29 protein-coding genes are annotated in these 25,600 nt (G+C 72.5%); 20 read left to right on the top strand and 9 right to left on the bottom strand.

Translation table 11 applies throughout. The features are described from left to right. Positions 1 to 4 precede the first annotated feature (4 nt). Positions 5 to 829, bottom strand: coding sequence for a hypothetical protein (locus V6D49_RS10785; protein WP_340559099.1), 825 nt, complete (start codon positions 827 to 829; stop codon positions 5 to 7). Positions 830 to 941: 112 nt separating this feature from the next. Here V6D49_RS10785 and V6D49_RS10780 point away from each other — a divergent pair, with 112 nt between their 5' ends. After that, positions 942 to 1,460, top strand: coding sequence for a DinB family protein (locus tag V6D49_RS10780; RefSeq protein WP_340559097.1), 519 nt, complete (start codon positions 942 to 944; stop codon positions 1,458 to 1,460). A gap of 105 nt (positions 1,461 to 1,565) precedes the next feature. On the opposite strand, the gene V6D49_RS10775 is transcribed toward V6D49_RS10780, so the two are convergent. Beyond that, positions 1,566 to 2,120, bottom strand: coding sequence for a peptidase inhibitor family I36 protein (locus V6D49_RS10775; protein ID WP_340559096.1), 555 nt, complete (start codon positions 2,118 to 2,120; stop codon positions 1,566 to 1,568). Positions 2,121 to 2,317: 197 nt separating this feature from the next. Here V6D49_RS10775 and V6D49_RS10770 point away from each other — a divergent pair, with 197 nt between their 5' ends. Further along, on the top strand, positions 2,318 to 2,812 hold the full coding sequence (locus V6D49_RS10770; RefSeq protein ID WP_340559094.1) for a general stress protein: 495 nt from the start codon (positions 2,318 to 2,320) through the stop codon (positions 2,810 to 2,812). Between the two features lie 70 nt (positions 2,813 to 2,882). Here V6D49_RS10770 and V6D49_RS10765 read toward each other — a convergent pair whose 3' ends face one another. After that, on the bottom strand, positions 2,883 to 3,086 hold the full coding sequence (locus V6D49_RS10765; protein WP_191211329.1) for a cold-shock protein: 204 nt from the start codon (positions 3,084 to 3,086) through the stop codon (positions 2,883 to 2,885). A gap of 258 nt (positions 3,087 to 3,344) precedes the next feature. On the opposite strand from V6D49_RS10765, the gene V6D49_RS10760 reads away from it, so the two are divergent. The 6 genes from V6D49_RS10760 to V6D49_RS10735 all read left to right on the top strand — a co-directional run bounded on the left by V6D49_RS10760 (position 3,345) and on the right by V6D49_RS10735 (position 10,053). Next, complete coding sequence (locus tag V6D49_RS10760) at positions 3,345 to 4,226, top strand: menaquinone biosynthetic enzyme MqnA/MqnD family protein (protein ID WP_340559093.1); 882 nt, start codon at positions 3,345 to 3,347, stop codon at positions 4,224 to 4,226. Between the two features lie 58 nt (positions 4,227 to 4,284). Further along, a complete protein-coding gene (locus V6D49_RS10755) occupies positions 4,285 to 6,045 on the top strand; it encodes a serine/threonine-protein kinase (protein WP_340559091.1) in 1,761 nt (586 codons plus the stop codon). A 78-nt stretch (positions 6,046 to 6,123) separates the two neighbouring features. After that, positions 6,124 to 7,320 carry a cyclic dehypoxanthinyl futalosine synthase gene (gene mqnC, locus V6D49_RS10750; protein WP_340559090.1) on the top strand — a complete coding sequence of 399 codons (1,197 nt, stop codon included), beginning with the start codon at positions 6,124 to 6,126 and terminating at the stop codon, positions 7,318 to 7,320. Between the two features lie 14 nt (positions 7,321 to 7,334). Continuing rightward, the gene (locus tag V6D49_RS10745) at positions 7,335 to 7,853 is read left to right on the top strand and encodes an imidazolonepropionase-like domain-containing protein (protein ID WP_445330501.1); all 519 of its coding nucleotides are present in this window, start codon (positions 7,335 to 7,337) and stop codon (positions 7,851 to 7,853) included. 137 nt (positions 7,854 to 7,990) lie between these two features. Then, positions 7,991 to 8,695, top strand: a complete 705-nt coding sequence (locus tag V6D49_RS10740; RefSeq protein ID WP_340559086.1) for a demethylmenaquinone methyltransferase — start codon at positions 7,991 to 7,993, stop codon at positions 8,693 to 8,695. Positions 8,696 to 8,760: 65 nt separating this feature from the next. Beyond that, entirely contained in the window at positions 8,761 to 10,053 is a 1,293-nt protein-coding gene (locus V6D49_RS10735) for a geranylgeranyl reductase family protein (RefSeq protein WP_340559084.1), read from the top strand. Positions 10,054 to 10,127: 74 nt separating this feature from the next. Here V6D49_RS10735 and V6D49_RS10730 read toward each other — a convergent pair whose 3' ends face one another. Then, a complete protein-coding gene (locus tag V6D49_RS10730) occupies positions 10,128 to 10,511 on the bottom strand; it encodes a winged helix-turn-helix transcriptional regulator (protein ID WP_340559082.1) in 384 nt (127 codons plus the stop codon). A gap of 101 nt (positions 10,512 to 10,612) precedes the next feature. On the opposite strand from V6D49_RS10730, the gene V6D49_RS10725 reads away from it, so the two are divergent. Continuing rightward, a complete protein-coding gene (locus V6D49_RS10725) occupies positions 10,613 to 11,017 on the top strand; it encodes a RidA family protein (RefSeq protein WP_340559081.1) in 405 nt (134 codons plus the stop codon). Positions 11,018 to 11,109: 92 nt separating this feature from the next. Here V6D49_RS10725 and V6D49_RS10720 read toward each other — a convergent pair whose 3' ends face one another. Then, positions 11,110 to 11,973: a C40 family peptidase gene (locus V6D49_RS10720; RefSeq protein WP_340559079.1), complete on the bottom strand. Its 864-nt coding sequence runs from the start codon at positions 11,971 to 11,973 to the stop codon at positions 11,110 to 11,112. Between the two features lie 475 nt (positions 11,974 to 12,448). Here V6D49_RS10720 and V6D49_RS10715 point away from each other — a divergent pair, with 475 nt between their 5' ends. Continuing rightward, positions 12,449 to 12,649, top strand: coding sequence for a hypothetical protein (locus tag V6D49_RS10715; protein ID WP_340559077.1), 201 nt, complete (start codon positions 12,449 to 12,451; stop codon positions 12,647 to 12,649). Positions 12,650 to 12,685: 36 nt separating this feature from the next. On the opposite strand, the gene V6D49_RS10710 is transcribed toward V6D49_RS10715, so the two are convergent. Beyond that, a complete protein-coding gene (locus tag V6D49_RS10710; RefSeq protein ID WP_340559075.1) occupies positions 12,686 to 13,360 on the bottom strand; it encodes a type III effector protein in 675 nt (224 codons plus the stop codon). A 183-nt stretch (positions 13,361 to 13,543) separates the two neighbouring features. Here V6D49_RS10710 and V6D49_RS10705 point away from each other — a divergent pair, with 183 nt between their 5' ends. The 3 genes from V6D49_RS10705 to V6D49_RS10695 all read left to right on the top strand — a co-directional run bounded on the left by V6D49_RS10705 (position 13,544) and on the right by V6D49_RS10695 (position 15,163). Next, positions 13,544 to 13,978, top strand: a complete 435-nt coding sequence (locus V6D49_RS10705) for an Hsp20/alpha crystallin family protein (RefSeq protein WP_340559073.1) — start codon at positions 13,544 to 13,546, stop codon at positions 13,976 to 13,978. A gap of 103 nt (positions 13,979 to 14,081) precedes the next feature. Next, complete coding sequence (locus tag V6D49_RS10700) at positions 14,082 to 14,468, top strand: DUF2267 domain-containing protein (RefSeq protein WP_340563864.1); 387 nt, start codon at positions 14,082 to 14,084, stop codon at positions 14,466 to 14,468. A gap of 260 nt (positions 14,469 to 14,728) precedes the next feature. After that, the gene (locus V6D49_RS10695) at positions 14,729 to 15,163 is read left to right on the top strand and encodes a DUF2267 domain-containing protein (protein ID WP_340559071.1); all 435 of its coding nucleotides are present in this window, start codon (positions 14,729 to 14,731) and stop codon (positions 15,161 to 15,163) included. An 81-nt stretch (positions 15,164 to 15,244) separates the two neighbouring features. Here the strand turns inward: V6D49_RS10695 and V6D49_RS10690 are convergent, their stop codons facing one another. Beyond that, a complete protein-coding gene (locus tag V6D49_RS10690; protein ID WP_340559069.1) occupies positions 15,245 to 15,964 on the bottom strand; it encodes a cation transporter in 720 nt (239 codons plus the stop codon). Between the two features lie 2 nt (positions 15,965 to 15,966). Next, complete coding sequence (locus tag V6D49_RS10685; protein WP_340559067.1) at positions 15,967 to 16,302, bottom strand: ArsR/SmtB family transcription factor; 336 nt, start codon at positions 16,300 to 16,302, stop codon at positions 15,967 to 15,969. Positions 16,303 to 16,691: 389 nt separating this feature from the next. Here V6D49_RS10685 and V6D49_RS10680 point away from each other — a divergent pair, with 389 nt between their 5' ends. Continuing rightward, positions 16,692 to 18,020: an NADH-quinone oxidoreductase subunit D gene (locus V6D49_RS10680; protein ID WP_340559065.1), complete on the top strand. Its 1,329-nt coding sequence runs from the start codon at positions 16,692 to 16,694 to the stop codon at positions 18,018 to 18,020. 33 nt (positions 18,021 to 18,053) lie between these two features. On the opposite strand, the gene V6D49_RS10675 is transcribed toward V6D49_RS10680, so the two are convergent. Continuing rightward, a complete protein-coding gene (locus V6D49_RS10675; RefSeq protein WP_340559064.1) occupies positions 18,054 to 18,530 on the bottom strand; it encodes a VOC family protein in 477 nt (158 codons plus the stop codon). Between the two features lie 563 nt (positions 18,531 to 19,093). On the opposite strand from V6D49_RS10675, the gene V6D49_RS10670 reads away from it, so the two are divergent. From V6D49_RS10670 to V6D49_RS10645, 6 genes are all read left to right on the top strand, one after another. Further along, the gene (locus V6D49_RS10670) at positions 19,094 to 19,453 is read left to right on the top strand and encodes an NADH-quinone oxidoreductase subunit A (RefSeq protein ID WP_191211346.1); all 360 of its coding nucleotides are present in this window, start codon (positions 19,094 to 19,096) and stop codon (positions 19,451 to 19,453) included. A 44-nt stretch (positions 19,454 to 19,497) separates the two neighbouring features. Beyond that, complete coding sequence (locus V6D49_RS10665; RefSeq protein ID WP_191211347.1) at positions 19,498 to 20,052, top strand: NuoB/complex I 20 kDa subunit family protein; 555 nt, start codon at positions 19,498 to 19,500, stop codon at positions 20,050 to 20,052. Continuing rightward, positions 20,049 to 20,783 (top strand): NADH-quinone oxidoreductase subunit C, encoded by a 735-nt coding sequence (locus V6D49_RS10660; protein WP_340559063.1) that lies wholly within the window; start codon positions 20,049 to 20,051, stop codon positions 20,781 to 20,783. The genes V6D49_RS10665 and V6D49_RS10660 overlap by 4 nt, the downstream gene beginning before the upstream one ends. A gap of 64 nt (positions 20,784 to 20,847) precedes the next feature. Next, positions 20,848 to 21,717, top strand: coding sequence for an NADH-quinone oxidoreductase subunit NuoE (gene nuoE / locus V6D49_RS10655; RefSeq protein ID WP_340563862.1), 870 nt, complete (start codon positions 20,848 to 20,850; stop codon positions 21,715 to 21,717). Continuing rightward, positions 21,714 to 23,078 (top strand): NADH-quinone oxidoreductase subunit NuoF, encoded by a 1,365-nt coding sequence (nuoF, locus tag V6D49_RS10650; RefSeq protein WP_340559062.1) that lies wholly within the window; start codon positions 21,714 to 21,716, stop codon positions 23,076 to 23,078. Before nuoE ends, nuoF begins: the two co-directional genes overlap by 4 nt. Next, the gene (locus V6D49_RS10645) at positions 23,075 to 25,588 is read left to right on the top strand and encodes an NADH-quinone oxidoreductase subunit G (RefSeq protein ID WP_340559060.1); all 2,514 of its coding nucleotides are present in this window, start codon (positions 23,075 to 23,077) and stop codon (positions 25,586 to 25,588) included. Before nuoF ends, V6D49_RS10645 begins: the two co-directional genes overlap by 4 nt. Positions 25,589 to 25,600 lie beyond the last annotated feature (12 nt).

The raw sequence follows: 25,600 nt of genomic DNA, 5'->3' as shown, positions 1-25,600 counted from the left end.
TTTCTCAGCGGTGTCGGGGGTCCGTGGGGGGAGTGCCGAGCAGGCCCAGTGCGCGTCGCCTGCGGTGACCGCCCGCGACGGCGAGCACGGCCGAGGCGGTGAGGACCGTCCCCGTCCCCGCCGCGCCCCAGCGGGTGAGCTCCAGCTCCCGGGCGGGATTCCGGGACGGCTTCACCCGGCCGAGCGGGTCGGCGTACACGCGGACCCGGTCGCCGACGTCCAGGGCGCCGCAGCCGATGGTGCCCACGGCGCGGTCCGTGCCCGCCTCGTCGAGGGCGCACCGTCGACCGCCCTTGGAGGGTGACGTCGCCGTCACCTCCGCCGTCACCCGCGTTCCGCGATCCAGCAGGACCTGGCTCGCGTACGCGCTGTGCGGCAGGGCGAGGACGCCGATGCCGCTCAGCGTCAGCAGGACGACGCAGTACGCCCGCGCGCCGTACGTCATCAGCTCCAGCAGGAGGGCCAGCCAGAGCACCGCGGCCAGGACGAGCAGCGGCCACAGGAAGGTGCCGGCCCACACCGACACGACGGCCGCCGCCACCCCGACACCGCCGAGCAGCAGCGCGGCGGTGACGTAGACCGCCGTCGCCCCGGCCCAGGAGAGGGCGGGCACCGCGTACGTCAGCCGGGTGCTGAGGAAGTGCGGGGCCCACGGCCGCCCCCGCGTGGTGGCGTGGAGCTGCCGCAGCCGTGCGCGGTAGTCCTCCGCCGGGCCGTGCTGCCACGTCGGGCCGTGCTGCCACGTCGGGCCGTGCTGCCACGTCGGGACGCCCGGTGGCGGCGCGGCGTCCGTACCGGCGTACCCGCCGGGCCGGTGGTGTTCCCTCATGATGCCCCCGTTCCCCGCCGCCCCCCTGGTCACGGCGGTGTCCGACCGTAACACCGGGAGGTGGCGCGAAAACCGTTCGACGCCGGTCGGCCGCCCGGTGAGTATGTGCCGGATGACGAACGCCATCCCCGCGCGCACCGACCGCCCGACGAGTTGGGACGAGCGGGCGACCCTGACGACGATGCTCGACTACGCCCGCGCCACGGCCGTCGCCAAGTGCGCCGGTGCCTCCCCGGTCACCGTGACGGCCGCCCCGCTGCCTGGCTCCCCGCTGATGTCCCTCGCGGGCGTCCTCAGCCACCTGCGCTGGGTGGAGTACTGGTGGCTGCGGGTGGTCTTCCTCGGTGAGCCCGACGAGGCGCCGTGGACGGAGGACGACCCGGACCGCGAGATGCGTCTCGGCGCCCGGACGCCGCTCGCCGAGCTGATCGCCGACTACGAGGAGCAGAGCGCCCGGCACCGGGACCTCGTCGAGGCCTACGACCTGGACACCACCGCCCGCCGCACGGGCCGTGACGGCAGCGCGGTCACGTTGCGCTGGATCCTGCTGCACCTCGTCGAGGAGACGGCCCGCCACAACGGGCACCTGGACATCCTCCGCGAACTCGCCGACGGCACCCGGGGTTCCTGAGGGCCCGGCCCGCGCGAGGGGGCGGGACGGTCGTGTGACCGCCCCGCCCCCTCGGCGCCCGGTGCGCGGTGCCTCGCGCGGTGCCCGCGCTGGGCCGGGAGGACGTCAGCCGTGGACCATGTAGGCGCGGTCGTTGTAGATGCCGAGGTAGGCGGTGTAGGCGGGGGCCTCGATCCAGAGCTGGCGCTGGTCGTCGGACATGCGCAGGGTGCCGAAGTCGCCGGAGCTCTGGTTGTTGCGCCAGGAGCTGGTCCGGTTCTCGAAGCCGTAGTCGTAGAGGTTGTGCCAGTACTCGTCGTTGAAGATGAGCCGGCGGCCGCCGCCGTTCGCGTGCTCGTACAGGCACAGCCAGCCGTTGGCGCAGGCCGGGACGGCCGCGTTGCGCCGGGCGGCGGGGTCGGCGGAGCGCTCGTAGCCGAGGGCGCCGTCGGCCTCGGCGGCCTCGCCGTAGCAGCGGACGTTCTCGGGGGTGTGGACGACGCAGGTGTGGGCGTCCAGCCAGCCGTCCCGGGCGAGGTCGATCGACTGCCCCGCGTAGTCGGCGGTCGCGCCGGGGGCGGGGGCGGGGGCGGCGGTGGCGGACGGTGCGGCGGTCAGGAGTCCGGCCAGGACGGCCGAGGCGCCGACGATGCGGGCGGCGCGCGAACGGGAGGTGCGCATCTGAGTCCTTCGGGTGATCCCCGGACGGGGACGAATCGGTCGCCGCCATCGTGCCCAACGTGACGGTGTGATCACGCTGTGACGCCGTCATGTGCACTCGTGTGGGCGGCGCGCGGGGTGGCGGAGCGGCGTTCACCCGGCGCGCGACGGGGCACTCGGGGGCGGTGACGCGCATCGTCGACGAGAGGTGGTCACCGATGTCCGCAACGGACCCGGGTGCCCCGAGCCCGGTCAGCATGGCGTGGAACACCGTGGCGAGCTACGACTCCTACGCCGACGCCCAGGCGGCCGTGGACCGGCTGTCGGACGAGAAGTTCCCCGTCGAGTACCTGGACATCATCGGAACGAACCTGCGCACCGTCGAACGGGTCACGGGCCGGTTCACCAAGGGCAGCGCGGCGGCCGCGGGTGCGGCCAGCGGCGCCTGGTTCGGCCTGTTCATCGGACTCCTCGTCGGGCTCTTCACGACGGGGCCGGTGTGGCTGGGCCTGATCCTCGGCGGTGTGCTGATCGGTGCGCTGTGGGGCGCGGTGTTCGGCTTCGCGTCGCACGCGGCGACCGGCGGACGGCGGGACTTCGCCTCGCGGCAGAGTCTGGTGGCGTCCCGCTACGACGTCGTCGCCCGGGGCGGTCACGCCGAGGAGGCGCGCCAAGCCCTCCAGCACGCGGAAAGCGCCGAGCAGCAGGGCTGAGGCGTACCAGGGGCGCACAAGGCAGGAGCCCCCGCCGGGGCGGGGGCTCCTTGGTGGTGCTGTTCGCGAATCAGGCCGGGGTCACGTTCTCCGCCTGCGGGCCCTTGGGGCCCTGCGTGACGTCGAAGGTGACGGTCTGGTTCTCCTCAAGCGACCGGAAGCCGGCCGCGTTGATGGCGGTGTAGTGGACGAAGACATCGGGGCCCCCGCCGTCCTGGGCGATGAAGCCGAAGCCCTTCTCGGCGTTGAACCACTTGACGGTTCCGGTAGCCATAAGCCCTCCCTGGGCCTATAAGGGTTGCCCTGCTCCAGAACCTGCAAGATGTCTTGAAGTCTGAATACGACGAAAGCCCGCGGTCACATGCTCCGCAGGCTTTGTACTGCAAGGAAACCAAACTGCAACTCGCTTGGAGCGTAGCACGCTCGGTGCGGGTGCGGTAGTGCTTCATGATCCGTGGCGTCGTGCCTGGTCGAGGGGTCGGCGGGACGGGTCCGTGCGGTGCGTCGGGGGGTCGGGCGTACCCTCCGCAGTGTGAGCGCGCACCGGAGATTTCCCCCCTCCCGGCCCCGGGTGGGGCACATCCAGTTTCTGAACTGCCTGCCCCTCTACTGGGGCCTCGCCCGGACGGGGAGCCTTCTCGACCTCGAGTTGACGAAGGACACCCCCGAAAGGCTGAGTGAACAGCTCGTGAACGGGGACCTGGATATCGCCCCCGTCACCCTGGTGGAATTCCTGCGGCACAGCGAGGACCTCACGGCCCTGTCCGATATCGCCGTCGGCTGCGACGGACCGGTGATGTCCTGCGTCATCGTGTCCAAGGGCGGGCTGGCGGAGCTGGACGGCGAGCGGGTCGCCCTCGGGTCGACGTCGCGGACCTCGGTGCGGCTGGCGCAGCTCCTGCTGGCCGAGCGCCACGGCATCACCCCGGAGTACTTCACCTGCCCGCCCGACCTGGGGCAGATGATGCACGAGGCGCAGGCGGCGGTGCTGATCGGTGACGCGGCGCTGCGCGCGTCGCTGCACTACGCCCCCCGGCTCGGGCTCCAGGTCCACGACCTGGGGCAGATGTGGAAGGAGTGGACGGGGCTGCCGTTCGTCTTCGCCGTCTGGGCCGCCCGGCGCGACTACCTGGCCCGCGAGCCGGAGGCCGTCCGCGAGGTGCACCGGGCGTTCCTCGCCTCGCGTGACCTGTCGCTGGAGGAGGTCGGAAAGGTCGCGGAGCAGGCGGCGCGCTGGGAGACGTTCGACGCCGACCTCCTCGCCCGCTACTTCACCACCCTCGACTTCCGACTGGGTCCCGAGCAGCTGGCCGGGATCGCGGAGTTCGCCCGGCGGACCGGCCCGGACACGGGCTACCCGGCCGACGTCGCCGTGGAACTGCTGCCCGCACCGACCGGTACGCGACAGGGCTGACCGGCCGAGCCCCCGGTGTCCTACCCTTACGGCGCGTGGCACACAGGGGGGATGGGGCATGGAGGCGCTGAGCGCGGAGGACCCACGGGTCATCGGGAACTACCGGCTGCTGCGCCGCCTCGGCGCGGGCGGCATGGGGCGGGTCTATCTGGGGCGCAGCGGCGGCGGCCGCACGGTCGCGGTGAAGGTGGTGCACGGCCACTTCGCCAACGACCACCAGTTCCGCGCCCGCTTCCGCCGGGAGATCGAGGCCGCCCGGCGGGTCGGCGGTCAGTGGACGGCCCCCGTGCTGGACGCCGATCCGGACGCGCCGACCCCCTGGGTGGCGACCGGCTACGTCGCGGGCCCCGACCTCCAGCACGCCGTCTCCCGGCACGGCCCGCTCCCCGAGCGCGCGGTGCGGGCCCTGGGCGCGGGCCTGGCGGAGGCGCTGTCCGCCGTCCACGGCATCGGGCTGCTCCACCGGGACGTCAAGCCGTCCAACGTCCTGCTCACCCTCGACGGCCCCCGGCTCATCGACTTCGGCATCGCCCGCGCCACGGACGCCACCGCCTCCCTGACGGCCACCGGCATGTCCGTCGGCTCGCCCGGCTACATGTCGCCGGAACAGGTGCAGGGGCAGGACGTGGGCAGCGCGAGCGACGTCTTCTCGCTCGGCGCCGTCCTCGCCTTCGCCGCGACCGGCCGGCCGCCCTTCCCCGGTGACGGCGCGGCCGTCCTGCTCTACAAGGTGGTGCACGAGGAGCCGGAACTGCACGGCCTCCAGGGTGAGCTGTGGCACCTCGTCACCGCCTGCCTGGCCAAGGACCCGGCCGAGCGCCCCGCCGTCGCCGAGGTCGTCCGCTACCTGGCGGGGCGGGAGGGTGCCGCCGCCCTGGTCGCCGGTGGCTGGCTTCCCGGCCCGGTCGTGGAGGGTGTCAGCCGTCGCGCGGTGGCCCTGCTGGAGCTGGAGGACGAGGCGACGGAGGGCGCGAACGGTCCGGACGGGCCCTCGACGCCGCCGGGCCCGTCCACCCCGCCGCCCGGCCCGTCCACCCCGCCGCCGGGCCCGTCCACCCCGGCGCCGGGTGGCCCGTCGACGCCGCCCGGGTCGTGGCCGGGCGGTCAGGCCGGGCACGGGCCAGTCGGGCCGCAGCCCTACGCCGTCGCCCCGCAGTACCCCCGGCCCCCGCAGCACCACCAGGCCGCCCCGCAGCACCACCAGGCGGCTCCCCTCCACCAGGCGCCCACCGGAAGCGCGCTGCCGCACCCGCGCACCGACACCTCCGGCGGCGGCGTCGTCCAGCGCGCCCTGTTCCTGGCGGCGGCCGGCATCGTGCTGGCCGTCCTCGTGACGCTCGCCGTCGTGCTCCTGCCCGACGACGAGAGCGGCCGGGCGTCGGCCGGAACCTCGGCCGGGACGACGGCCGGAACGACGGCGGGTACCGGCGGCGGCGACGACGGCCCGGCCGAGGACGCCGTCCCCGAGGCGTTCGTCGGCACCTGGACCGGCACGGTGACCACCGACAGCGGCCTGGACGCCGGCGAGCTCACCGTCGTCGTCAAGGAGGGGCACGTGGGCAGCGAGGTCGCGGAGCTCACCACGCGCTACCTGGGCCAGGAGTGCACGGGCGTGGGCACCGTGGAGTCCGTCGGCGCCGAGCGGCTGGAGCTGTCGGAGCGGGCCGTGGAGAACCCGACGGTGCTCGGCGTCCCCCTGTGCAGCGCGAGCGACGCCTTCACCCTCACCCTCCGGGACGGGGGCGGGACGCTGCGCTTCCGGGCCGAGGACGCGGCGGCGGGCAACCCGAGCGCCGACCTCGCCCGCAGCGGCGGCTGACCGCCCGGCCGCCGGGCCCGCCGGTGCGCTGGCGTACGCTGGGCGCGTCGTACGCACCTGCCGGAAGGGGCCGCCCCGGTGACCGAGAACGCCGACCTCACGTCCGTCCTCGACCGCGCCGCTCAGGGCGGCCGGATCACCGCCGAGGAGGCGCTGGAGCTCTACCGGCACGCTCCGCTGCACGCGCTCGGCCGGGCGGCCGACGCCGTCCGCCGCCGCCGCTACGCGGGTACGGAGCACATCGCGACGTACATCATCGAGCGGAACATCAACTACACCAACGCCTGCGTCACGGCGTGCAAGTTCTGCGCCTTCTACGCGCCGCCCAAGAGCGACAAGGTGTGGACGCGCGACCTGGACGACATCCTGCGCCGCTGCGCGGAGACGGTGGAGCTGGGCGGCACCCAGATCATGTTCCAGGGCGGCCACCACCCCGACTACGGCGTCGAGTACTACGAGGAGCACTTCTCCGCGATCAAGAAGGCGTTCCCGCAGCTCGTCATCCACTCCCTCGGTGCCTCCGAGGTCGAGCACATGTCGCGGATCTCCGGTGTCACCCCGGAGGAGGCCATCGAACGCATCCACGCCGCCGGGCTGGACTCGTTCGCGGGCGCCGGGGCCGAGCTGCTGCCCGAGCGGGCGCGCAACGCCATCGCGCCGCTGAAGGAGTCCGGCGAACGCTGGCTGGAGATCATGGAGATCGCCCACCGCCTCGGCGTCGAGTCGACGTCGACGATGCTCATGGGCACCGGCGAGACCAACGCCGAGCGCATCGAGCACCTGCGGATGATCCGGGACGTACAGGACCGCACCGGCGGCTTCCGCGCCTTCATCCCGTACACCTACCAGCCGCAGAACAACGTACTGAAGGGCCGCACGCAGGCCACCCTCTTCGAGTACCTGCGCCTGATCGCCGTGGCCCGGCTGTTCCTGGACAACGTCGCCCACATCCAGGGCTCGTGGCTGACGGTCGGCAAGGACGTGGGCCAGCTCTCGCTGCACTACGGCGCCGACGACCTCGGCTCGGTCATGCTGGAGGAGAACGTCGTCTCCTCGGCGGGCGCCAAGCACCGCTCCAACCTCACCGAGCTGCTGCACCTCATCCGGGCGGCGGGCCGCGTCCCCGCGCAGCGCTCGACGACGTACGAGCACCTGTTGGTCAACGACGACCCCGCGAACGACCCGGCCGACGACCGCGTCGTCTCGCACCTGTCGTCCACCGCCATCGCGGGCGGCACGGCGCACCCCGAGCTCAAGCTGATCGACGCCGGCTGAGCGCCGGGCCCACCGTGCTGACGCTCCACGTGCCGGAGACCGGCGACGCCGTCCTCGTCGCGGACGGGACGCTCGCCGCCGTCGGCCCGGCGGCGGAGCTGGCCGCGGCCCATCCCGGAGCCCGGGAGCGCCGCTGGGCCGGTGTCATCGGCCCGGGCCGCTGCGAACCCGACGCGGCCCGCCTGCTGGAGGCCGCCTACCACCCCGATCCCCGGGAGGCGGCCGAGCTGGGCACCGCGCCGCTGACCGGCCCGGCGCTCGCCGCGCTCGGGCCCCTGGACGCCGCCCGGTGGGGCGGCAGCGCCCGGCGCGGCCTCCAGCGGCTGCTGGCGCAGGGGGTGACGGCCCTCGTCGGCCCGTTCGACCGGGCGCCGGTCCGGACGGCGGTCCGCCGCTCGGGCCTGCCCGTCCTGCCGGAACCCGTGGCGCCGAGGCTGACGGTCGGCGGCCCCGCGCACTTCACGGTGAGCGCGCCGGACGGCACCTGCCGCGCCGCCGTCCTGGCCGGCCGCATCGTGTACCGCGGCCGCTGAGGAACGCCGGCCGCCCGTCCGCCCGTCCGCTCAGAACGCCGCCCGGCCGCCCGCCCGTCCCGCCGCCGACGGCGCGCCCACCGGGCCTGCGGCACCCCCGGCGCCGGGCCGGGCCGGGGAGGGTGAACAATGGCCGTGTGACGCGCGCCAGCCTGGAGAAGCAGCCCCACGACGTCGCCGCGATGTTCGACCGGGTCGCGGCCAAGTACGACCTCACCAACGACGTCATCTCGCTGGGCCAGGCCCGGCTGTGGCGCCGTGCCGTGGCGCAGGCGGTGGCCGCGCGCCCGGGCGAGCGGGTGCTCGACCTCGCCGCCGGGACGGGAACGTCCTCCCTGCCGTTCTCGCGGGCCGGCGCCTACACCGTCCCCTGCGACTTCAGCACCGGCATGTTGGGCGAGGGCAGGCAGCGCCGCCCCTGGCTGCCGTTCACGGCGGGCGACGCCACCCGGCTGCCGTTCCGTGACGGCGCCTTCGACGCCGTCACCATCTCCTTCGGCCTGCGCAACGTGCAGGACACCCAGGCCGCGCTGGGCGAGATGCTCCGGGTGACGCGGCCCGGCGGCCGGATCGTCGTGTGCGAGTTCAGCCAGCCCGTCCTGGGGCCGCTGCGCACCCTCTACACCGAGTACCTGATGAAGGCGCTGCCGCCGATCGCCCGGACGGTGTGCTCCAACCCGGACGCGTACGTGTACCTCGCCGAGTCCATCCGCTCCTGGCCCGACCAGCCCCAGCTGGCCCGGCGGTTGCAGCGGGCGGGCTGGTCCGGCGTCGCGTGGCGCAACCTGACCGGCGGCATCGTCGCCCTGCACCGGGGAACGAGGCCGGGCACCACGCCCTGACCCCGAAGCGGCCGGGCGCGCCGCATAGACTTCCCGCACCAGTGCCCTCATCCCCGGGAGTCCTCGTGGCGGAACCGCAGTCGAAGCCGGCCTCGGAGCACCAGGCCGATGTGATCGTCGTCGGGGCGGGGCCCGCCGGGTCCACGACCGCGTACCATCTGGCCCGTTCGGGGCTCGACGTCCTGCTGCTGGAGAAGACGGCGTTCCCGCGCGAGAAGGTCTGCGGCGACGGCCTCACCCCGCGCGCCGTCAAGCAGCTCGTCGCCATGGGGATCGACATCTCCGAGGAGGCCGGCTGGCTGCGCAACAAGGGCCTGCGCATCATCGCGGGCGGCCAGCGCCTCCAGCTCGACTGGCCGGACCTGGCGAGCTACCCCGACTACGGACTCGTCCGCAAGCGCGACGACTTCGACGAGCAGCTGGCCCGGCAGGCCGAGAAGGCCGGGGCGCGGCTGTACGAGCGCTGCAACGTCGGTGACCCGATCCTGGACGCCGCCGGGCGCATCACCGGCGTCGAGGCCAAGCTCGGCGAGGACCGGCGGCCCGCCGTCTTCCGCGCGCCGGTCGTCGTCGCCGCCGACGGCAACTCCACCCGGCTGTCGCTGAAGATGGGCCTGCACCGTCGTGAGGACCGCCCGATGGGCGTCGCGGTGCGCACGTACTTCACCTCGCCCCGGCACGACGACGACTACCTGGAGTCGTGGCTGGAGCTGTGGGACCGCCGGGGCGCCGAGGACCGCCTGCTCCCCGGCTACGGCTGGATCTTCGGCATGGGCGACGGCACGTCCAACGTCGGCCTCGGCATCCTCAACAGCTCCAGCGCCTTCCGCGAGCTGGACTGGCGCGAGGTGCTGAAGGCGTGGTGCGCCTCCATGCCCGAGGAGTGGGGCTACACCCCCGAGAACATGACGACGCCCATCCGGGGCGCCGCCCTGCCCATGGCCTTCAACCGCAAGCCGCACTACACGCGCGGCCTGCTGCTCGTCGGCGACGCGGGCGGCCTGGTGAACCCGTTCAACGGCGAGGGCATCGCGTACGCCATGGAGTCCGGGGCGATGGCGGCCGACGTCGTCGTGCAGGCGCAGTCCCGGCAGACCGCGCTCCAGCGCGAGCGGGCCCTGCGGCACTACCCCAAGGTGCTCGCCGACACCTACGGCGGCTACTACACGCTCGGCCGGGCCTTCGTGAAGCTCATCGGCAACCCGAAGGTCATGAAGCTCGCCGCCGAACGCGGCCTGTCGCACCCGCTGCTGATGCGCTTCACCCTCAAGCTGCTGGCCAACCTGACCGACCCCACCGGCGGCGACGCGATGGACCGCGTCATCAACGGCCTCTCCAGGGTCGCCCCCCGCGCCTGAGCGCGCCCGCCCCGCACACCGGTAAGCGGCGGCCTCCCCGTGCCGTCGCCGGGTGGCCGCCGCTTCGGCGTCCGTCAGCCCTCGAAGCGGCGGCGCGCGTCCTCGATGTGCCCGAGGTGCCGCTGGGTCCAGTCGCACAGGGCGTCCACGGTGGCACGCAGCGCCCGGCCCGGCTCGGTGAGGGTGTACTCGACCCGAGGGGGAACGGTGGGGTGCACCGTCCGGTCGACGAGGCCGTTGCGCTCCAGCATGCGCAGGTTCTGGGTGAGCATCTTGTGGCTGACGCCCGCCACCTCGTCCCGCACCTCGCTGAAGCGCAGCGTGCGCTCACCGAGCGCTTCGATGATCAGGAGCGCCCACTTGTTGGCGACGTCCGAGAAGATCTCCCGGGCGAGTGAGTCGGCGCGCCTCAGGTCCGCGTCCTCGGGCAGGTCCTGGCGCTGCTGCGTGGTCACCATGAGGTTCCTCCGTCACCTGAAAGTGCGTTCTTCCAGGTCGACGGTAACTCTCCTAGGGTTTCTCAGTAACCAATGGAGAGCACTACAGAAGGGCGTGGCACATGGCCACCACGATCGACGCCTTCCACCGCAACGTCCCGGCGGAGAGCGGTTTCGGCTACGCGCAGGCCGTCAGGTCCGGCGCTCTCATCCACGCCTCGGGACAGTTCTCGTACGACGACGCGGGTGAGTTCGTCCACGCGGACGACTTCGCCGCCCAACTCGCGCAGACCTACGTCAACATGGACGCGATCCTGGAACACTACGGGGCCACCCGGAACCAGATCGTCTCCCAGACCGTGTACGTCGTCGGTCTGCGGCAGAACGGCGCGGCGCTGATGGCGGGGAACCCGGCGTACTACGGCGACCACCGCCCCGCCAACACCGTCCTCGGTGTCACGGAGCTGGCCTTCGCAGGTCAGTTCGTCGAGATCGGTTTCGTCGTCGACACGACGCTGCCGGCCTGAGCGGTCGCGTGGGCCGGACGAGCCGGGAACCTCTCGGGAGACCGGCTCGGGCAGGGAGGCGCACACGGGGTGCCTCCCTGCCCGGTGGTGGATCAGAGGACGCGGACCGCTCCGGTCGGCATGTCCCAGCTCATGTCCCGCTCGACGACGCCCGTCGAGGAGTTCTGGGCGCCGACGAACTTGCCGTCGCCGACGTAGATGGCGACGTGGTAGGCGCTGCCCGCGCTGCCCCAGTACAGGATGTCCCCGGGCTGCACCTGGCTCAGCGGGACCTGCGTACCGGTCACGGACTGGTCCTGCGAGATCCGCGGCAGGTCGATGCCGACCTGGCGGAACGCGGCACCGGTGAGGCCGGAGCAGTCGTAGGCGCTCGGGCCGGTGGCGCCCATGACGTAGGCCTTGCCCACCTGGGCGCGGGCGAAGTTGACGACGGCGGCGGCGCTGCCGGTGGCGTTCGACGGCGCGGGCGCGGGCGCGCTCGTCGTACTGGGGGCGTCGGGGCGCTCACTGCTGCGGGACGCCGTACGCCGCTCCTCGGCGCGCTCGGCCGCCGCGCGCTCGGCCTCCTCGGCCTCGGCGGCCTCCTCGGCGGCCTTCTTGGCCGCCGCCTTGCGCTTCGCCTCGGCCTTGGCCTCGGCCTTCTCCCTGGTCTCCGCCGCCGCCTTCCTGGCGCCTGCGGCCGCCTGCTCCTTCGCCGCTTCCACGTCGTACTGGATGGCGATGGTCTGCGTGGCGTGGGCGGCCTCCGCGGCGCCCGCGCTGAGGACACCGCTCAGCGTCGGCATCTCGACCGTGCTGTCGGCCGCGGACGCCTGGCTCGCGGCGGACGTCGGCGAGGCCGCACCGGTCACCGCGAGGGTCGTGAAGACGCCACCGGCAACACCCGAGCGGATCAGCGTGTTCCGAGAGGAACGCCGGGGTTTCCGGTGGCTTCGTATGTGAGCGTTCGAGGACATGAGGAAAGGGCTACCAGGCGTCCGACGTTCCGCTCAAGCGTCGTGTTCTGCACCACAGGTCCCGAGGCGACGCCCGTTTCGCGGCATTTGATCCGGCGTCAGGGGTCTGCGGGAGGCCGCTTCATGTCCGACTACGGGTCCACGACCACGCAGTTGTCCGCTTTGTCGGCAGCCGGTGCGGGCCTAGCATGTCTCAGCCCGATAACGCCAATATGACGGTTGTCGCCGAGCAGGTTTAGTGACCCAGATCACAGGGTGGGGCGCGGTGGCCTTGCCTCCAACTGCACCAAACGGACAATGCGTCGAATCCCGTCAAGCGGCACACTTCGTGCGCGTGTGGGCAGTCCTGACGTCGCGTCAGTGCCGCTCCGCCCGCCGGGCGCCACGCGAACCGGTACCTGTGGACGACGTCCCGGCGCAATCCTCGGACTTTCGAAGGACTCCGGGGCTCCACGGCGATGCCTACGCTCCTCGCATGAAGAAGACCCTCGGCCTGGTGGCCGTCGTCCTCGTCGTCGGCGGCGCCAGCGGGCTGCTGCACGAATGGCTCGGATGGTGGCGGCTGTTCGGTTTCCTCCGCTTCCTTGAGCCGGACGGCTACGAGGTCCACGCCGACGTGGTGCTCATCGCCCTCGGTCTCGTCGCCGGTGCCGCCTCCGAGCGCCTTCCGTCATAGGTCTGGAGTGACGGCCCCGCACGGGGGCCGTGAACCTCAGCCGGTGGGGCGCCGTCCGTCGCTGTCCTGGCGGAGCCGGTCGACCCGGTCGGTGAGGGCGTCGACGCGGGCGGCGAGCTCGGGGTGGCGGTCCTGGAGGAGGGCCCCGGCGTCGGTGAGCGGCGCGACGAGACGTGCCGCGTCGTCCTCGGCCAACGCGTCGGCGAGGCGGGTCACGGGGGAGTGCGGCCGGGCGGGCAGATCGGTGAGGGCGGTGACCTGCCCGGCGAGTTGCCGCAGCTCGGCGGCGTTCGCGCGGGCCCACGTCGTGACGGTGCGGTTCGCGGCCCGTCGGTCGCGGGTGGCCTGCACCCGCTCCTCGCCGGTGCTGCCCGCCGCGCCGGGGCGGACGCGCAGGTAGCGGCGCTCGGCGGCCTGCCTGCTGGCGACGCCGAGCGGGCGGGCCAGGTCGGCCCAGCTGGCCCCGGCGTCGCGGGCCGCCTCGATGAGCCCGGCCTCCCATCCGGCGAGCTGCGTGCGCAGCTCGCGCAGCAGGAGCAGGGCGGCCAGCGCCTGTTCGGAGCTCGTCAACCCCGCGTCGTGCCCCTCGCCGGGTCGGTGCGCGTGCGCCGTGCGCAGTGTGGCGTCGATCGTGCTCAGCGCTTCCACGGCGGCCGGGAAGGAGGTGGGTGCGCGGCGCTGGTGCGGGGCGTGTTCGTCGGCAGGTCTCATCGGAACCCCTGGTGCGTCGTCGGTGTCATCCGGTGGACGGCATCGTAGGCGGTCATCCACCGGGTGACAGGGTGCGATGTCATCCATCGGATGACGTCGTGAGTTGTCATCATTCGGATGACATGGTACAAGAGAAAGCAAGAACAGCGCATTGGCACTCACGTGGCGATGGAGGTGCAGACGATGTTGATGCGCACCGACCCCTTCCGCGAGCTCGACCGGCTCACCCAGCAGTTCATCGGTACCGCCGGGACGTGGTCCCGCCCGTCGGTGGTCCCCATGGACGCCTACCGGGAGGGGGACGAATACGTGATCGCGCTCGACCTTCCCGGCGTCTCCGCCGAGGCGATCGACATCGACGTCGAGCGGAACATGCTGACGGTCAAGGCCGAGCGCCGCCCCGCCGTCAACGGCGACGACGTCCAGATGGAGCTGTCGGAGCGGACGTTCGGGGTGTTCTCGCGCCAGGTCGTCCTCGCGGACACGCTGGACACCGAGCGCATCAAGGCGGACTACGACGCCGGCGTGCTGACCGTACGCATCCCGATCGCCGAGCGGGCCAAGCCCCGCAAGATCACCATCGGTGAGGGATCCGGGCGCAAGCAGATCAGCGGCTGAGCCGGCGACGTCGACCGGTGGCGGGAGCGCGGGGTCCCTCCCCGACGGTGCTTGACGGGTCCCGACCCTCCCGCCGCCGCCCCGAGGAGGTGGCGTGGTGGTGATGCGAGTGGAGGCGTTCCTCGACCAGGTGCGGGAACGCGGTGAGTACGGCACACGTGAGGAGGCCGACCGGGCGTCCCGCACCGTCCTGGCCCTGCTCGGGGCGCACCTGGTCGGCGAGGTCCGGTCCGAGTTGGCCGCCCGGCTCCCGGAGACCTTCTCGATCATTCTGCTCAATCCGCTCCAGGCGTCGGAGCCGCTGTCGGCGGAGCGGTTCGTCCGCGCCACGGCGGCGTGGATCGAGGGAGCCACCGAGAAGACGGCGGCCTGGGACGTCGGCGCCGTCCTCAGCGTGGCCGCCGACGCGGCGGGGGAGGAGCTGACCCGCCGCATCCTGCTGCAGCTCCCGCCCGGCTACGACGTCCTCCTCGGACGCCCACAGCGCTAGGGCGTGTTTCGAAAGTCCCGTCTGGCTGGGGGCGTCTGGCACGCACGCTCGCGGCGTTGTCGGTCGTCAGCGCAGCCCGCTGCGCTTTCCTCCCTCCGCCTTGCGATCGCACGCACCAGACGCCCCCAGCCCCGCCCTTCGGGCGGACGACGCTACTTTCGAAACACGCCCTAGCCGTACCGGCCCGTCCTCCGGACGGGCCGGCGTCCGGGCCCGAGACGACCCATCGACCAGAACGACCAGAGAGGAACGAGTCACCGATGCTCACCCAGCGGCAGCCGTCCGGTACGGAACGGGCCGTCACCTACGCCCAGCTCCTGGAGCACGTGCGGTACGAGGGGGCGTACCCGACGCGCGAGCGGGCCGAGGAGGTCCTGCGCGCCGTGCTGTCCGCGTTGGGCCGGCAGCTCTCCGGTGACATCCGGGACGACCTGGCCGCCTGCCTGCCCCGTGCGGCGGGCCGCGTCCTGAGCGGGGAGATACCCGACACCGTGCCCCTGACGGGTTCGTCCTTCGTGTACGACCTCGCCACCCGCACCGGTGGCACCCCGGCGACGACGCGTTGGGACGCCGGCACCGTCCTCGCCGCCGTCGGCCGCCTCGCCGGGGACGACCTGCTGGACCGCGTCCTCGCCCGCCTGCCGCGCGGCTACGCCCTCCTCTTCGGCCGCGCCGAACTGACCACCGCAGCCTGACCCGGCCGTCACCACGGCGGCGCCACCGGTGCGGCCTTCGGCGGACTGGCTATCGGTGGTGGTGGGGGTCCGCCGGGGTGGTCAGCAGCAGCCGCGTCCGGGGCGGCCGTCACACGCGTCGGACTCGGCACCGGCCGCCGGCGCGGTAGCCCCGGCGGGGGCCGCGCAGCAGCCCTTGCCCCGCCAGGCGTCGCGGCCTTCCCTGACCGCGACGGCGGCGATGACGAGGGCGGCGACGGGGTCGGCCCAGGACCAGCCGAAGGCGGCGTTGAGGATCAGGCCGAGCAGCAGCACGGCGGACAGATAGGTGCACAGAAGCGTCTGCTGGGAGTCGGCGACCGCGGAGGCGGAGCCGAGTTCGCGGCCTGCCCTGCGCTGCGCCGCGGACAGGAACGGCATGATCGCGAGCGACAGGGCCGCGATGACGATGCCGAGGACCGACCGTTCCGCCTCCTCGGTGCCGGCCAGTGCGCGGACGGCGGCGACGGTGACGTACGCGGCGAGCGCGAAGAACGACACCGCGATGATCCGCAGGGCGCGCTGCTCGCGCGCCTCGCGGACGGCGTGGTCGCGGGCGGAGAACTGCCAGGCGACCGCGGCGGCGGAGGAGACCTCGATGATCGAGTCGAGTCCGAAGCCGATCAGTGCGGTGGAGGAGGCGATCGTGCCGGCGGTGATCGCGACGACCGCCTCGACCACGTTGTAGGTGAGGGTCGCGGCGACCAGCAGCCGTATCCGCCTGGTGAGTGCCTCGCGGCGGCTCGGCGAGGGACCGAGGGATATCGCTGTCTCAGCGATCATGGTCAGCAGCAGCCCTTCGCCTCGGCGTCGGTGCACGTCCGGTCGGTCTCGACGGCCACCACGGCGGCGCGCAGGTCGTCCAGCGCGTGGCCGAGACGTACGTCCGCGAGCTCGTAGCGGGTGCGGCGCCCGTCCGGAACGGTGACGACCAGGCCGCAGTCGCGCAGGCACGCCAGGTGGTTCGACAACCGGCTCCGCGAGACGTCGAGCGCGTCGGCGAGGTCGGCCGGGTAGGCAGGGGCTTCGCGCAGGGCGAGCAGGATGCGGCAGCGGATCGGGTCGGCGAGCGCGCGGCCGAACCGGGCCAGCACCTCGATGTCGGAGGCAACAGTCAGCACATGCAGGACAGTACGCGTTGTCCTGAATTCAGGAAAGTATGAACTGTTGGGAGCTGTGAGGGGTGTCGGCTAGCACGTCGGGGTGTCCATTGCGAATTTGGATGGCCGGGTCATTCTTTGCTAGGCGGGTGCCCCCGGAGCTGCACGGGGAGGCGCGTGCATGACTCCCCGTGCGCGTTCGCAGGCTTTGCGTGTGCTGATCCTGGCGGTGGTGATCACCGGTGCGGCGTGCGGGTGTTGAGGATCACAAAGACGGGGTCGGCCCCGTGTCGCATGTCACAGAGGCCGGGGCATAGGATGCAGGCACTCGGACTTGTGAACTGCCTCACAATCGCACGAGCGGACAGGCTAGTCATCCCGGACCCTGATCAGCGGAGGTCGTACAGCTGATGAGCACCTCAACGTCACACGCACCTGGCCGCGAAACCACCGAGGGGACGGTCTACACGGTCACGGGCGGGGACTGGGACGACGTCGTCCAGGGCGTCCAGAAGAACGACGACGAGCGGATCGTCGTCAACATGGGTCCCCAGCACCCGTCCACTCACGGCGTGCTCCGCCTGATCCTGGAGATCGACGGCGAGACCGTCACCGAGTGCCGCTGCGGCGTCGGCTACCTCCACACCGGGATCGAGAAGAACCTCGAGTACCGCACGTGGACCCAGGGGTCGACGTACGTGACGCGCATGGACTACCTGACCTCGTTCCACAACGAGGCCGCCTACTGCATGTCCGTGGAGAAGCTGCTCGGCATCGAGGACCAGATCCCGGACCGGGCGACGATCATCCGCGTCCTGCTCATGGAGCTCAACCGGATCAGCTCCCACCTCATCGCCATCGCCACCGGCGGCATGGAGCTGGGCGCCACCACGGTGGCGGTCTTCGGCTTCCGCGACCGGGAGATGATCCTCGACCTCTTCGAGCAGATCACCGGCCTGCGGATGAACCACGCCTTCATCCGGCCCGGCGGGCTGGCGCAGGACCTGCCGCCCGGCTCGGTCGACGCCATCCGCGAGACGGTGAAGACCCTCCGCAAGAACTCCGGCGAGTTCGACACCCTCGCGACCAACAGCCCGGTCTTCAAGGCGCGGTTGCAGGACATCGCCTACCTGGACCTCGCGGGCTGCATGGCGCTCGGGCTCACCGGCCCGGTGCTGCGCTCCACGGGCCTGCCGCACGACCTGCGCAAGACCGCGCCCTACTGCGGCTACGAGACGTACGACTTCGACGTCCCGACCACCGACACCTGCGACGCCTACGGGCGGTTCCTCATCCGGCTCGAGGAGATGCGGCAGTCGCTGCGGATCGTCGAGCAGTGCCTGGACCGGCTGGAGCCGGGCCCGGTGATGGTGGGCGACAAGAAGATCGCCTGGCCCGCCCAGCTCGCGCTCGGCCCCGACGGCCTCGGCAACTCCCTCGACCACATCCGGCAGATCATGGGCACCTCCATGGAGTCCCTGATCCACCACTTCAAGCTGGTCACCGAGGGGTTCCGGGTACCGCCGGGCCAGGCGTACATCGCGGTGGAGTCGCCGAAGGGCGAGCTCGGCGTGCACACCGTGAGCGACGGCGGTACCCGGCCCTACCGGGTGCACTTCCGCGACCCGTCCTTCGCCAACATGCAGGCCATCGCCGCGATGGTCGAGGGCGGCCAGATCGCCGACGTCATCGTGACGATCGCCTCCGTCGACCCCGTGCTGGGCGGCGTCGACCGCTGAGCCCGCGCCGGGAGGCCGCGGCCGACGTCCGGTTCAGGCCGTACCGTCGGCCGCGGCCTCCAGCGCGGCGACGTCGAGCTTCTTCATGCCCAGCATCGCCGTCATCGCGCGGTCGGCCCGCGCGCGGTCCGGGTCGGCCAGCAGCTCCTCCAGCCGGCGCGGTACGACCTGCCAGGACAGCCCGTAGCGGTCCTTGAGCCACCCGCAGGGCCCTTCCTCCCCGCCCTCGGACAGCTTCGTCCAGTAGTGGTCGACCTCTTCCTGGTCGGCGCAGTCGATCGAGAGCGAGATCGCCTCGTCGAAGGTGAACTCGGGGCCGCCGTTGAGGGCGACGTACCGCTGGCCGTCCAGTTCGAAGTCGACGGTGAGCACGGTGCCGGCCGGCCGCGGACCGGCCTCGCCGTAGTAGGCGACGTCGGTGATCCGGGAGTTCGGGAAGACCGAGCAGTAGAACTCGGCGGCCTCCTTGCCCTGGGTGTCGAACCACAGGTTGGGGGTGATGCGCGGCATGGGTGTTCTCCTTCCGTACGGTCCGGGACGGCCGGTGGCGGTCCCACACCGGTACTGACGCCGGACGCCCCGGAAACTCATCGCGCCGCCCGACGCCCCGGGCGGCGCGATGAGTCTCCGGGGCGGTGGGTTGTGCGTGCGTGCACAAGGGAGTCGTGCCGTCACGGAACGGCACCCCGCCCGTCTCTCGCGCCTCGGTCGGGTCCGCGTCGCTAGCACGGGACGCTGTCCATTGCGAATTTGCATGGACGGCACATGTTTTGCTAGCTCAAACTCTTTCAACCTGCGGCGAAGCCTGCAAAAATTACCTGCAGTGACCGTTCACGGGCTTCGCGTGCGAACACGGACCGTGGGTCCAACCGCTGATCGATCACCGGGTGTTGAAGATCACAAAGTCAGTCCTGTACCCCGTGTCGCATGTCACAGAGGCAGAGGCATAGGATGCACCCACTCGGGCTTGTGAACTGCCTCACAATTGCACGATCTCTGCAACCCCTCGGGGTGGGGAGCGGGCCCGCAGCGGACCCCAGCTAGTCATCGGCGACTGGAAGGAGCGAGGTGCGGTGAACGCCTACGTGCCCATCCTCGTGCTCGGAGCCCTAGGCGCGGCCTTCGCGGTGTTCTCCGTGGTGATGGCCTCGATCATCGGACCCAAGCGCTACAACCGCGCCAAGCTGGAGGCGTACGAGTGCGGCATCGAGCCCACTCCCATGCCGGCCACCGGCGGGCGCTTCCCGGTGAAGTACTACATCACCGCGATGCTCTTCATCGTCTTCGACGTCGAGATCGTCTTCCTCTACCCCTGGGCCGTCCACTTCGACGCCCTCGGGATGTTCGGCCTCGTCCAGATGCTGATCTTCGTCGGCCTCATCGGCGTCGCCTACGCCTACGACTGGCGCCGGGGAGGTCTGGAGTGGGACTGACCAGCACACATCTCGGGCCGGCGGACAACGGATAGGGGATCGGTATGGGAATCGAGGAGAAGCTGCCGAGCGGCTTCCTGCTCAGCACCGTCGAGAAGGCAGCGGGGCTCGCCCGCAAGTCCTCGGTGTTTCCGGCGACGTTCGGGCTCGCCTGCTGCGCGTTCGAGATGATGACCGCGGGCGCCGGCCGGTACGACCTGGCCCGCTTCGGCATGGAGGTCTTCCGCGCCTCGCCGCGCCAGGCGGACCTCATGATCGTCGCCGGCCGGGTGAGTCAGAAGATGGCCCCCGTCCTGCGGCACGTCTACGACCAGATGCCGAACCCCAAGTGGGTCATCTCGATGGGCGTGTGCGCCTCTTCGGGCGGGATGTTCAACAACTACGCCATCGTGCAGGGCGTCGACCACATCGTGCCGGTCGACATCTACCTGCCCGGCTGCCCGCCGCGCCCCGAGATGCTGATGGACGCCATCCTCAAGCTGCACGAGAAGATCCGGGACGAGAAGCTCGGCGTCAACCGCGAGCAGGCGGCCCGTGAGGCGGAGGAAGCAGCTCTCAAGGCGCTCCCGACGATCGAGATGAAGGGTCTCCTGCGGTGACCGACGACCAGCACCCCGAGGACGCCGGCGCCAACGGCGCCTCCGTACCCGCCGCCCGCACCGACGCCGGTGACGTCATCGGCGTCCGGCGCGGCATGTTCGGGCCCAGCGCCGGGGGCGACACCTCCGGTTACGGCGGCCTGGTGCGCACCGTGCGGCTGCCCGGCGCGGCCACCCGCCCCTACGGCTCCTACTTCGACGAGATCGCCGACGAGCTCGAGGGCGCCCTGGACGAGCAGGGCCTCGTGCCGTCGAACGTCATCACCAAGACCGTCGTCGACCGGGACGAACTGACCTTCCACATCGAGCGCGAGTACCTCAAGGAGGTCTGCCGCATCCTGCGTGACGACCCGGCGCTGCGGTTCGAGCAGTGCAGCGGCGTCAGCGGGGTGCACTACCCGGGGGACCAGGGCCGCGAGCTGCACGCCGTCTACCACCTGCGCTCGCTCACGCACGCCAGCCGGGTCGTGCGGCTGGAGGTCAGCGTGCCGGACGGCGACCCCCACGTGCCGTCCGTCGTGGAGATCTACCCGACGAACGACTGGCACGAGCGCGAGACCTACGACTTCTTCGGCATCGTCTTCGACGGCCACCCCGCGCTGACGCGGATCATGATGCCGGACGACTGGCAGGGCCACCCGCAGCGCAAGGACTACCCCCTCGGTGGCATTCCCGTCGAGTACAAGGGCGCCCAGATCCCGGCGCCCGACCAGCGGAGGTCGTACAGCTGATGAGCAACATTCCGCAGGCCACTGAGATGGGAGGTGTCGACCGGTGAGCGACGTCAGCCTGGGCATGCCGCAGTTGCCCGCCCCGGACTACCCCGCCGACGTGCGCGCCCGGCTCGCCGCCGACGCCGAGGAGATCGTCGGACGGTATCCGGACAGCCGCAGCGCGCTGCTGCCGCTGCTGCACCTGGTGCAGTCCGAGGAAGGCCACGTGACCCGGACGGGGATGCGGTTCTGCGCCGAGACGCTCGGCCTGACCACCGCCGAGGTCACCGCCGTCGCGACGTTCTACTCCATGTACCGGCGCAGGCCGGGCGGGGAGTACCAGGTCGGCGTGTGCACCAACACCCTGTGCGCCGTCCTCGGCGGTGACGCCATCTTCGCCGCTCTCCAGGACCACCTGGGCGTCGGCAACGGGGAGACGACGGAGGACGGCGCCGTCACGCTCGAACACATCGAGTGCAACGCCGCCTGCGACTTCGCGCCGGTGCTGATGGTGAACTGGGAGTTCTTCGACAACCAGACCGTCGAGTCCGCCAAGCGCCTCGTCGACGAGCTGCGGGCCGGTGCCGAGGTGCGGCCGACGCGGGGTGCGCCGCTGTGCACCTTCAAGCAGACGTCCCGCATCCTGGCCGGCTTCCCGGACGAGCGCCCCGGCGCCACGGAGGCCACCGGCGGCGCGGGCCCCGCCTCACTGGCCGGACTCCGGCTGGCGAAGGGCGAGACGCCCGCGGGCCGCGTCGTCGGACCGCGCGCCGAGCCGGCACCGCCGAAGAGCGCCGCCGGTCCCGGCGGCACCCACCCCAGCTCGCACGACGCGCCCGAGCGGACGGCCGCCTCCGACCCGGCCCACCCCACCGGTCCCGTCCCGGGCCGGCCGGACCCGGCGGGCGCACCCGACGACCGGCGTGACGACCAGCGCGAGGAGGGGCGATGACGACCACGGAATCCGCCGAGAAGCTGCTCTCGCCCGTCCTGTCCGCCTTCTGGGACGAGCCGGAGTCCTGGACGCTGGACACCTACCGGCGGCACGACGGCTACCAGGGACTGCGCAAGGCCCTGGCCATGGACCCGGACGAGCTGATCGCCTACGTCAAGGACGCGGGGCTGCGCGGCCGGGGCGGCGCGGGCTTCCCCACCGGCATGAAGTGGCAGTTCATCCCGCAGGGCGACGGCAAGCCGCACTACCTCGTCGTCAACGCCGACGAGTCGGAGCCGGGCACCTGCAAGGACATCCCGCTGCTCTTCGCCAACCCGCACTCCCTCATCGAGGGCATCGTGATCGCCTGCCACGCGATCCGCTCGCACCACGCGTTCATCTACCTGCGCGGTGAAGTGGTGCCCGTGCTGCGGCGGTTGCACCACGCCGTCGCGGAGGCGTACGCCGCCGGATACCTCGGCAAGGACGCGCTCGGGCCCGGCAAGGACCTCGAACTCACCGTGCACGCGGGCGCCGGCGCCTACATCTGCGGTGAGGAGACGGCGCTGCTGGACTCCCTGGAGGGACGCCGGGGCCAGCCCCGGCTGCGGCCGCCCTTCCCGGCCGTGGCGGGCCTGTACGCCTGCCCCACCGTGGTGAACAACGTCGAGTCCATCGCCTCGGTTCCCGCGATCCTCGCCAAGGGCAAGGAGTGGTTCCGCTCGATGGGCAGCGAGAAGTCCCCGGGCTTCACGCTGTACTCGCTCTCCGGCCACGTCGCGAACCCCGGGCAGTACGAGGCGCCGCTGGGCGTCACCCTGCGCCAGCTGCTCGACCTGAGCGGCGGCATGCGCCCGGGCCACCGGCTGAAGTTCTGGACGCCGGGCGGTTCGTCGACGCCGCTGCTGACCGACGAGCACCTGGACGTGCCGCTCGACTACGAGGGCGTCGGCGCGGCGGGTTCCATGCTCGGCACCAAGGCGCTCCAGTGCTTCGACGAGACGACGTGCGTCGTGCGCGCCGTCACCCGCTGGACGGAGTTCTACGCGCACGAGTCCTGCGGCAAGTGCACACCCTGCCGCGAGGGCACGTACTGGCTGGTCCAGCTGATGCGCGACATCGAGGCGGGCAAGGCCGACATGGCCGACCTCGACAAGATCGCGGACATCGCCGACAACATCAACGGCAAGTCCTTCTGCGCCCTCGGCGACGGCGCGGCCAGCCCGATCTTCTCCTCCCTGCAGTTCTTCCGCGAGGAGTACGAGCAGCACATCACCGGCCGCGGCTGCCCCTTCGACCCCGCCCGGTCCACGGTGTGGGCCGACGGCACGGGTGCCGACGGCGACGACGACAACGCACACCTGGAGGTGAACGCGTGACCGTGACCACCGACGCCAAGACCTCCGGGGGCGGCGAGGCCGAGCGCCCGCCGGAGGAGATGGTGAGCCTGACGATCGACGGTGCCGAGATCAGCGTGCCGAAGGGCACCCTGGTCATCCGGGCCGCCGAACTGCTGGGCATCGAGATCCCGCGCTTCTGCGACCACCCCCTGCTCGACCCGGCGGGCGCCTGCCGCCAGTGCATCGTCGAGGTGGAGGGCCAGCGCAAGCCGATGGCCTCGTGCACCATCACCTGCACCGACGGCATGGTCGTCGCCACGCAGCTGACCTCGCCCGTCGCGGAGAAGGCGCAGCGCGGGGTGATGGAGCTGCTGCTCATCAACCACCCGCTGGACTGCCCGGTCTGCGACAAGGGCGGCGAGTGCCCGCTGCAGAACCAGGCGATGTCCACCGGCAGCGCCGAGAGCCGGTTCGAGGGCCGCAAGCGCACCTTCGAGAAGCCGGTGCCGATCTCCACACAGGTGCTGCTGGACCGGGAACGCTGCGTGCTGTGCGCCCGCTGCACCCGCTTCTCGAACCAGATCGCCGGCGACCCGATGATCGAGCTGCTGGAGCGCGGCGCCCTCCAGCAGGTCGGCACCGGCGAGGGCGACCCCTTCCAGTCGTACTTCTCCGGCAACACCATCCAGATCTGCCCGGTGGGCGCGCTGACGTCGGCCGCCTACCGGTTCCGCTCCCGCCCGTTCGACCTCATCTCCTCGCCCAGCGTGTGCGAGCACTGCGCGGGCGGCTGCGCGACGCGCACCGACCACCGGCGCGGCAAGGTCATGCGCCGTCTGGCCCAGGACGACCCGGAGGTCAACGAGGAGTGGATGTGCGACAAGGGCCGCTTCGCGTTCCGCTACGCCCAGCGCCCGGACCGCCTCACCCACCCGCTGGTGCGCAACGCCGAGACCGGTGAGCTGGAGCCGACGGACTGGCCCGCCGCGCTCCGGGCGGCGGCCGAGGGGCTCGCCGGGGCGCGCGGCCGGGCCGGCGTGCTGACCGGCGGCCGGCTCACGGTGGAGGACGCCTACGCCTACGCCAAGTTCGCCCGCGTCGCCCTCGGCACGAACGACGTCGACTTCCGGGCCCGCGTCCACAGCGCCGAGGAGGCCGAGTTCCTGGCCGCCCGGGTGGCCGGGCGCGGGGTGAGCCTGGAGGGCGCGGGCGTCACCCACCGGGGCCTGGAGGCCGCACCCGCCGTGCTGCTGGTCGGGCTGGAGGCGGAGGAGGAGGCGCCCGGCGTCTTCCTGCGGCTGCGCAAGGCGCACCGCACGAAGGGCCAGCGCCTCTACGCCGTCGCCTCGCACGCGACGCGGGGCCTGACGAAGGCCGGCGGCACGCTGCTGCCCGCCGCTCCGGGCACCGAGACGGAGTGGCTGGACGCGCTGGCGGGCGGCGTCGGCCTGGACGAGACGGGGCAGCGCGCGGCCGAGGCGCTGCGCGCGGAGGGCGCCGTCATCCTCGTGGGCGAGCGGCTGGCGGCCGTGCCCGGTGCGCTGACCGCCGTCGTGCGGACCGCGACGGCCACGGGCGCCCGGTTGGCGTGGATTCCGCGCCGGGCGGGTGAGCGCGGTGCGGTCGAGGTCGGGGCCCTGCCGGGGCTGCTGCCCGGCGGCCGTCCGGCGACGGACCCGCGCGCCCGGGAGGAGACGGCCGCCGTGTGGGGCGTCGCCGAACTGCCCCGCGCCGTCGGCCGCGACACCGGGCAGATCGTCGAGGCCGCCGCCAACGGCGAGCTGGCCGCGCTGGTGGTCGGCGGCGTGGAGGTCACCGACCTGCCGGACCCGGCCCGCGCGGTCGAGGCGCTGGACGCGGTCGGCTTCCTGGTCAGCCTGGAGCAGCGGCCCAGCGACGTCACGGACCGGGCGGACGTCGTCCTGCCGGTCTCCGCCGTCGCGGAGAAGTCCGGGGCGTTCCTGAACTGGGAGGGCCGGACGCGTCCGTTCGAGGCCGCGATCAAGCCGGACCAGATGACGCGCCGCTTCGTCTTCCCCGACGCCCGGGCGCTGACGATGCTGGCCGACGCCCTCGACGTCCACCTGGGCCTGCCGGACGTCCGCACCGCGCGCGCGGAACTGGACCGGCTCGGCGCCTGGGAGGGCGACCGGGCCGCCGACCCCGCCGCGTCCGGCAGCCCGCTGCCCGCCGCGGCGGCCGGGGAGGCCGTGCTCGCCGGGCACCGGATGCTGCTCGACCAGGGCCGGATGCAGGAGGGCGACGAGGCGCTGGCCGGCACCCGGCACCCGGCGCCGGCCCGGCTCTCCGCCGCCACCGCGCGGGAGGCCGGGGTCGCCGACGGCGACCTGCTCGCCGTCACCGGGCCGATCGGGACGGTGACGCTGCCGGTCGCGGTCACGCCGATGCCGGACCGGGTCGTGTGGCTCCCGCTCAACTCCACCGGCGGCGGGCTCGCCCGGGACACCGGGGCGCTGCCCGGTGAGCTGGTGCAGATCGCCGCGGCCGAGGGCGCCGCCCCCACCGAGGCACCGGAGGTGCAGTCGTGACCGCAGTCGTGG

It is taken from the genome of Streptomyces sp. GSL17-111 (assembly GCF_037911585.1).
In the GTDB taxonomy this organism is placed as follows: domain Bacteria; phylum Actinomycetota; class Actinomycetes; order Streptomycetales; family Streptomycetaceae; genus Streptomyces.
Note: the sequence above shows the minus strand (reverse complement) of the source record. Positions and strands in the feature narration are given on the sequence as shown.

What these genes read in the sequence shown, in the direction of transcription:
- V6D49_RS10785 (WP_340559099.1), bottom strand. Translation starts at nt 829, where the DNA reads ATGAGGGAACACCACCGGCCCGGCGGGTACGCCGGTACGGACGCCGCG.
- V6D49_RS10780 (WP_340559097.1), top strand. Translation starts at nt 942, where the DNA reads ATGACGAACGCCATCCCCGCGCGCACCGACCGCCCGACGAGTTGGGAC.
- V6D49_RS10775 (WP_340559096.1), bottom strand. Translation starts at nt 2,120, where the DNA reads ATGCGCACCTCCCGTTCGCGCGCCGCCCGCATCGTCGGCGCCTCGGCC.
- V6D49_RS10770 (WP_340559094.1), top strand. Translation starts at nt 2,318, where the DNA reads ATGTCCGCAACGGACCCGGGTGCCCCGAGCCCGGTCAGCATGGCGTGG.
- V6D49_RS10765 (WP_191211329.1), bottom strand. Translation starts at nt 3,086, where the DNA reads ATGGCTACCGGAACCGTCAAGTGGTTCAACGCCGAGAAGGGCTTCGGC.
- V6D49_RS10755 (WP_340559091.1), top strand. Translation starts at nt 4,285, where the DNA reads ATGGAGGCGCTGAGCGCGGAGGACCCACGGGTCATCGGGAACTACCGG.
- V6D49_RS10730 (WP_340559082.1), bottom strand. Translation starts at nt 10,511, where the DNA reads ATGGTGACCACGCAGCAGCGCCAGGACCTGCCCGAGGACGCGGACCTG.
- V6D49_RS10725 (WP_340559081.1), top strand. Translation starts at nt 10,613, where the DNA reads ATGGCCACCACGATCGACGCCTTCCACCGCAACGTCCCGGCGGAGAGC.
- V6D49_RS10720 (WP_340559079.1), bottom strand. Translation starts at nt 11,973, where the DNA reads ATGTCCTCGAACGCTCACATACGAAGCCACCGGAAACCCCGGCGTTCC.
- V6D49_RS10715 (WP_340559077.1), top strand. Translation starts at nt 12,449, where the DNA reads ATGAAGAAGACCCTCGGCCTGGTGGCCGTCGTCCTCGTCGTCGGCGGC.
- V6D49_RS10710 (WP_340559075.1), bottom strand. Translation starts at nt 13,360, where the DNA reads ATGAGACCTGCCGACGAACACGCCCCGCACCAGCGCCGCGCACCCACC.
- V6D49_RS10705 (WP_340559073.1), top strand. Translation starts at nt 13,544, where the DNA reads ATGTTGATGCGCACCGACCCCTTCCGCGAGCTCGACCGGCTCACCCAG.
- V6D49_RS10700 (WP_340563864.1), top strand. Translation starts at nt 14,082, where the DNA reads ATGCGAGTGGAGGCGTTCCTCGACCAGGTGCGGGAACGCGGTGAGTAC.
- V6D49_RS10695 (WP_340559071.1), top strand. Translation starts at nt 14,729, where the DNA reads ATGCTCACCCAGCGGCAGCCGTCCGGTACGGAACGGGCCGTCACCTAC.
- V6D49_RS10690 (WP_340559069.1), bottom strand. Translation starts at nt 15,964, where the DNA reads ATGATCGCTGAGACAGCGATATCCCTCGGTCCCTCGCCGAGCCGCCGC.
- V6D49_RS10680 (WP_340559065.1), top strand. Translation starts at nt 16,692, where the DNA reads ATGAGCACCTCAACGTCACACGCACCTGGCCGCGAAACCACCGAGGGG.
- V6D49_RS10675 (WP_340559064.1), bottom strand. Translation starts at nt 18,530, where the DNA reads ATGCCGCGCATCACCCCCAACCTGTGGTTCGACACCCAGGGCAAGGAG.
- V6D49_RS10665 (WP_191211347.1), top strand. Translation starts at nt 19,498, where the DNA reads ATGGGAATCGAGGAGAAGCTGCCGAGCGGCTTCCTGCTCAGCACCGTC.
- nuoE (WP_340563862.1), top strand. Translation starts at nt 20,848, where the DNA reads ATGCCGCAGTTGCCCGCCCCGGACTACCCCGCCGACGTGCGCGCCCGG.
- nuoF (WP_340559062.1), top strand. Translation starts at nt 21,714, where the DNA reads ATGACGACCACGGAATCCGCCGAGAAGCTGCTCTCGCCCGTCCTGTCC.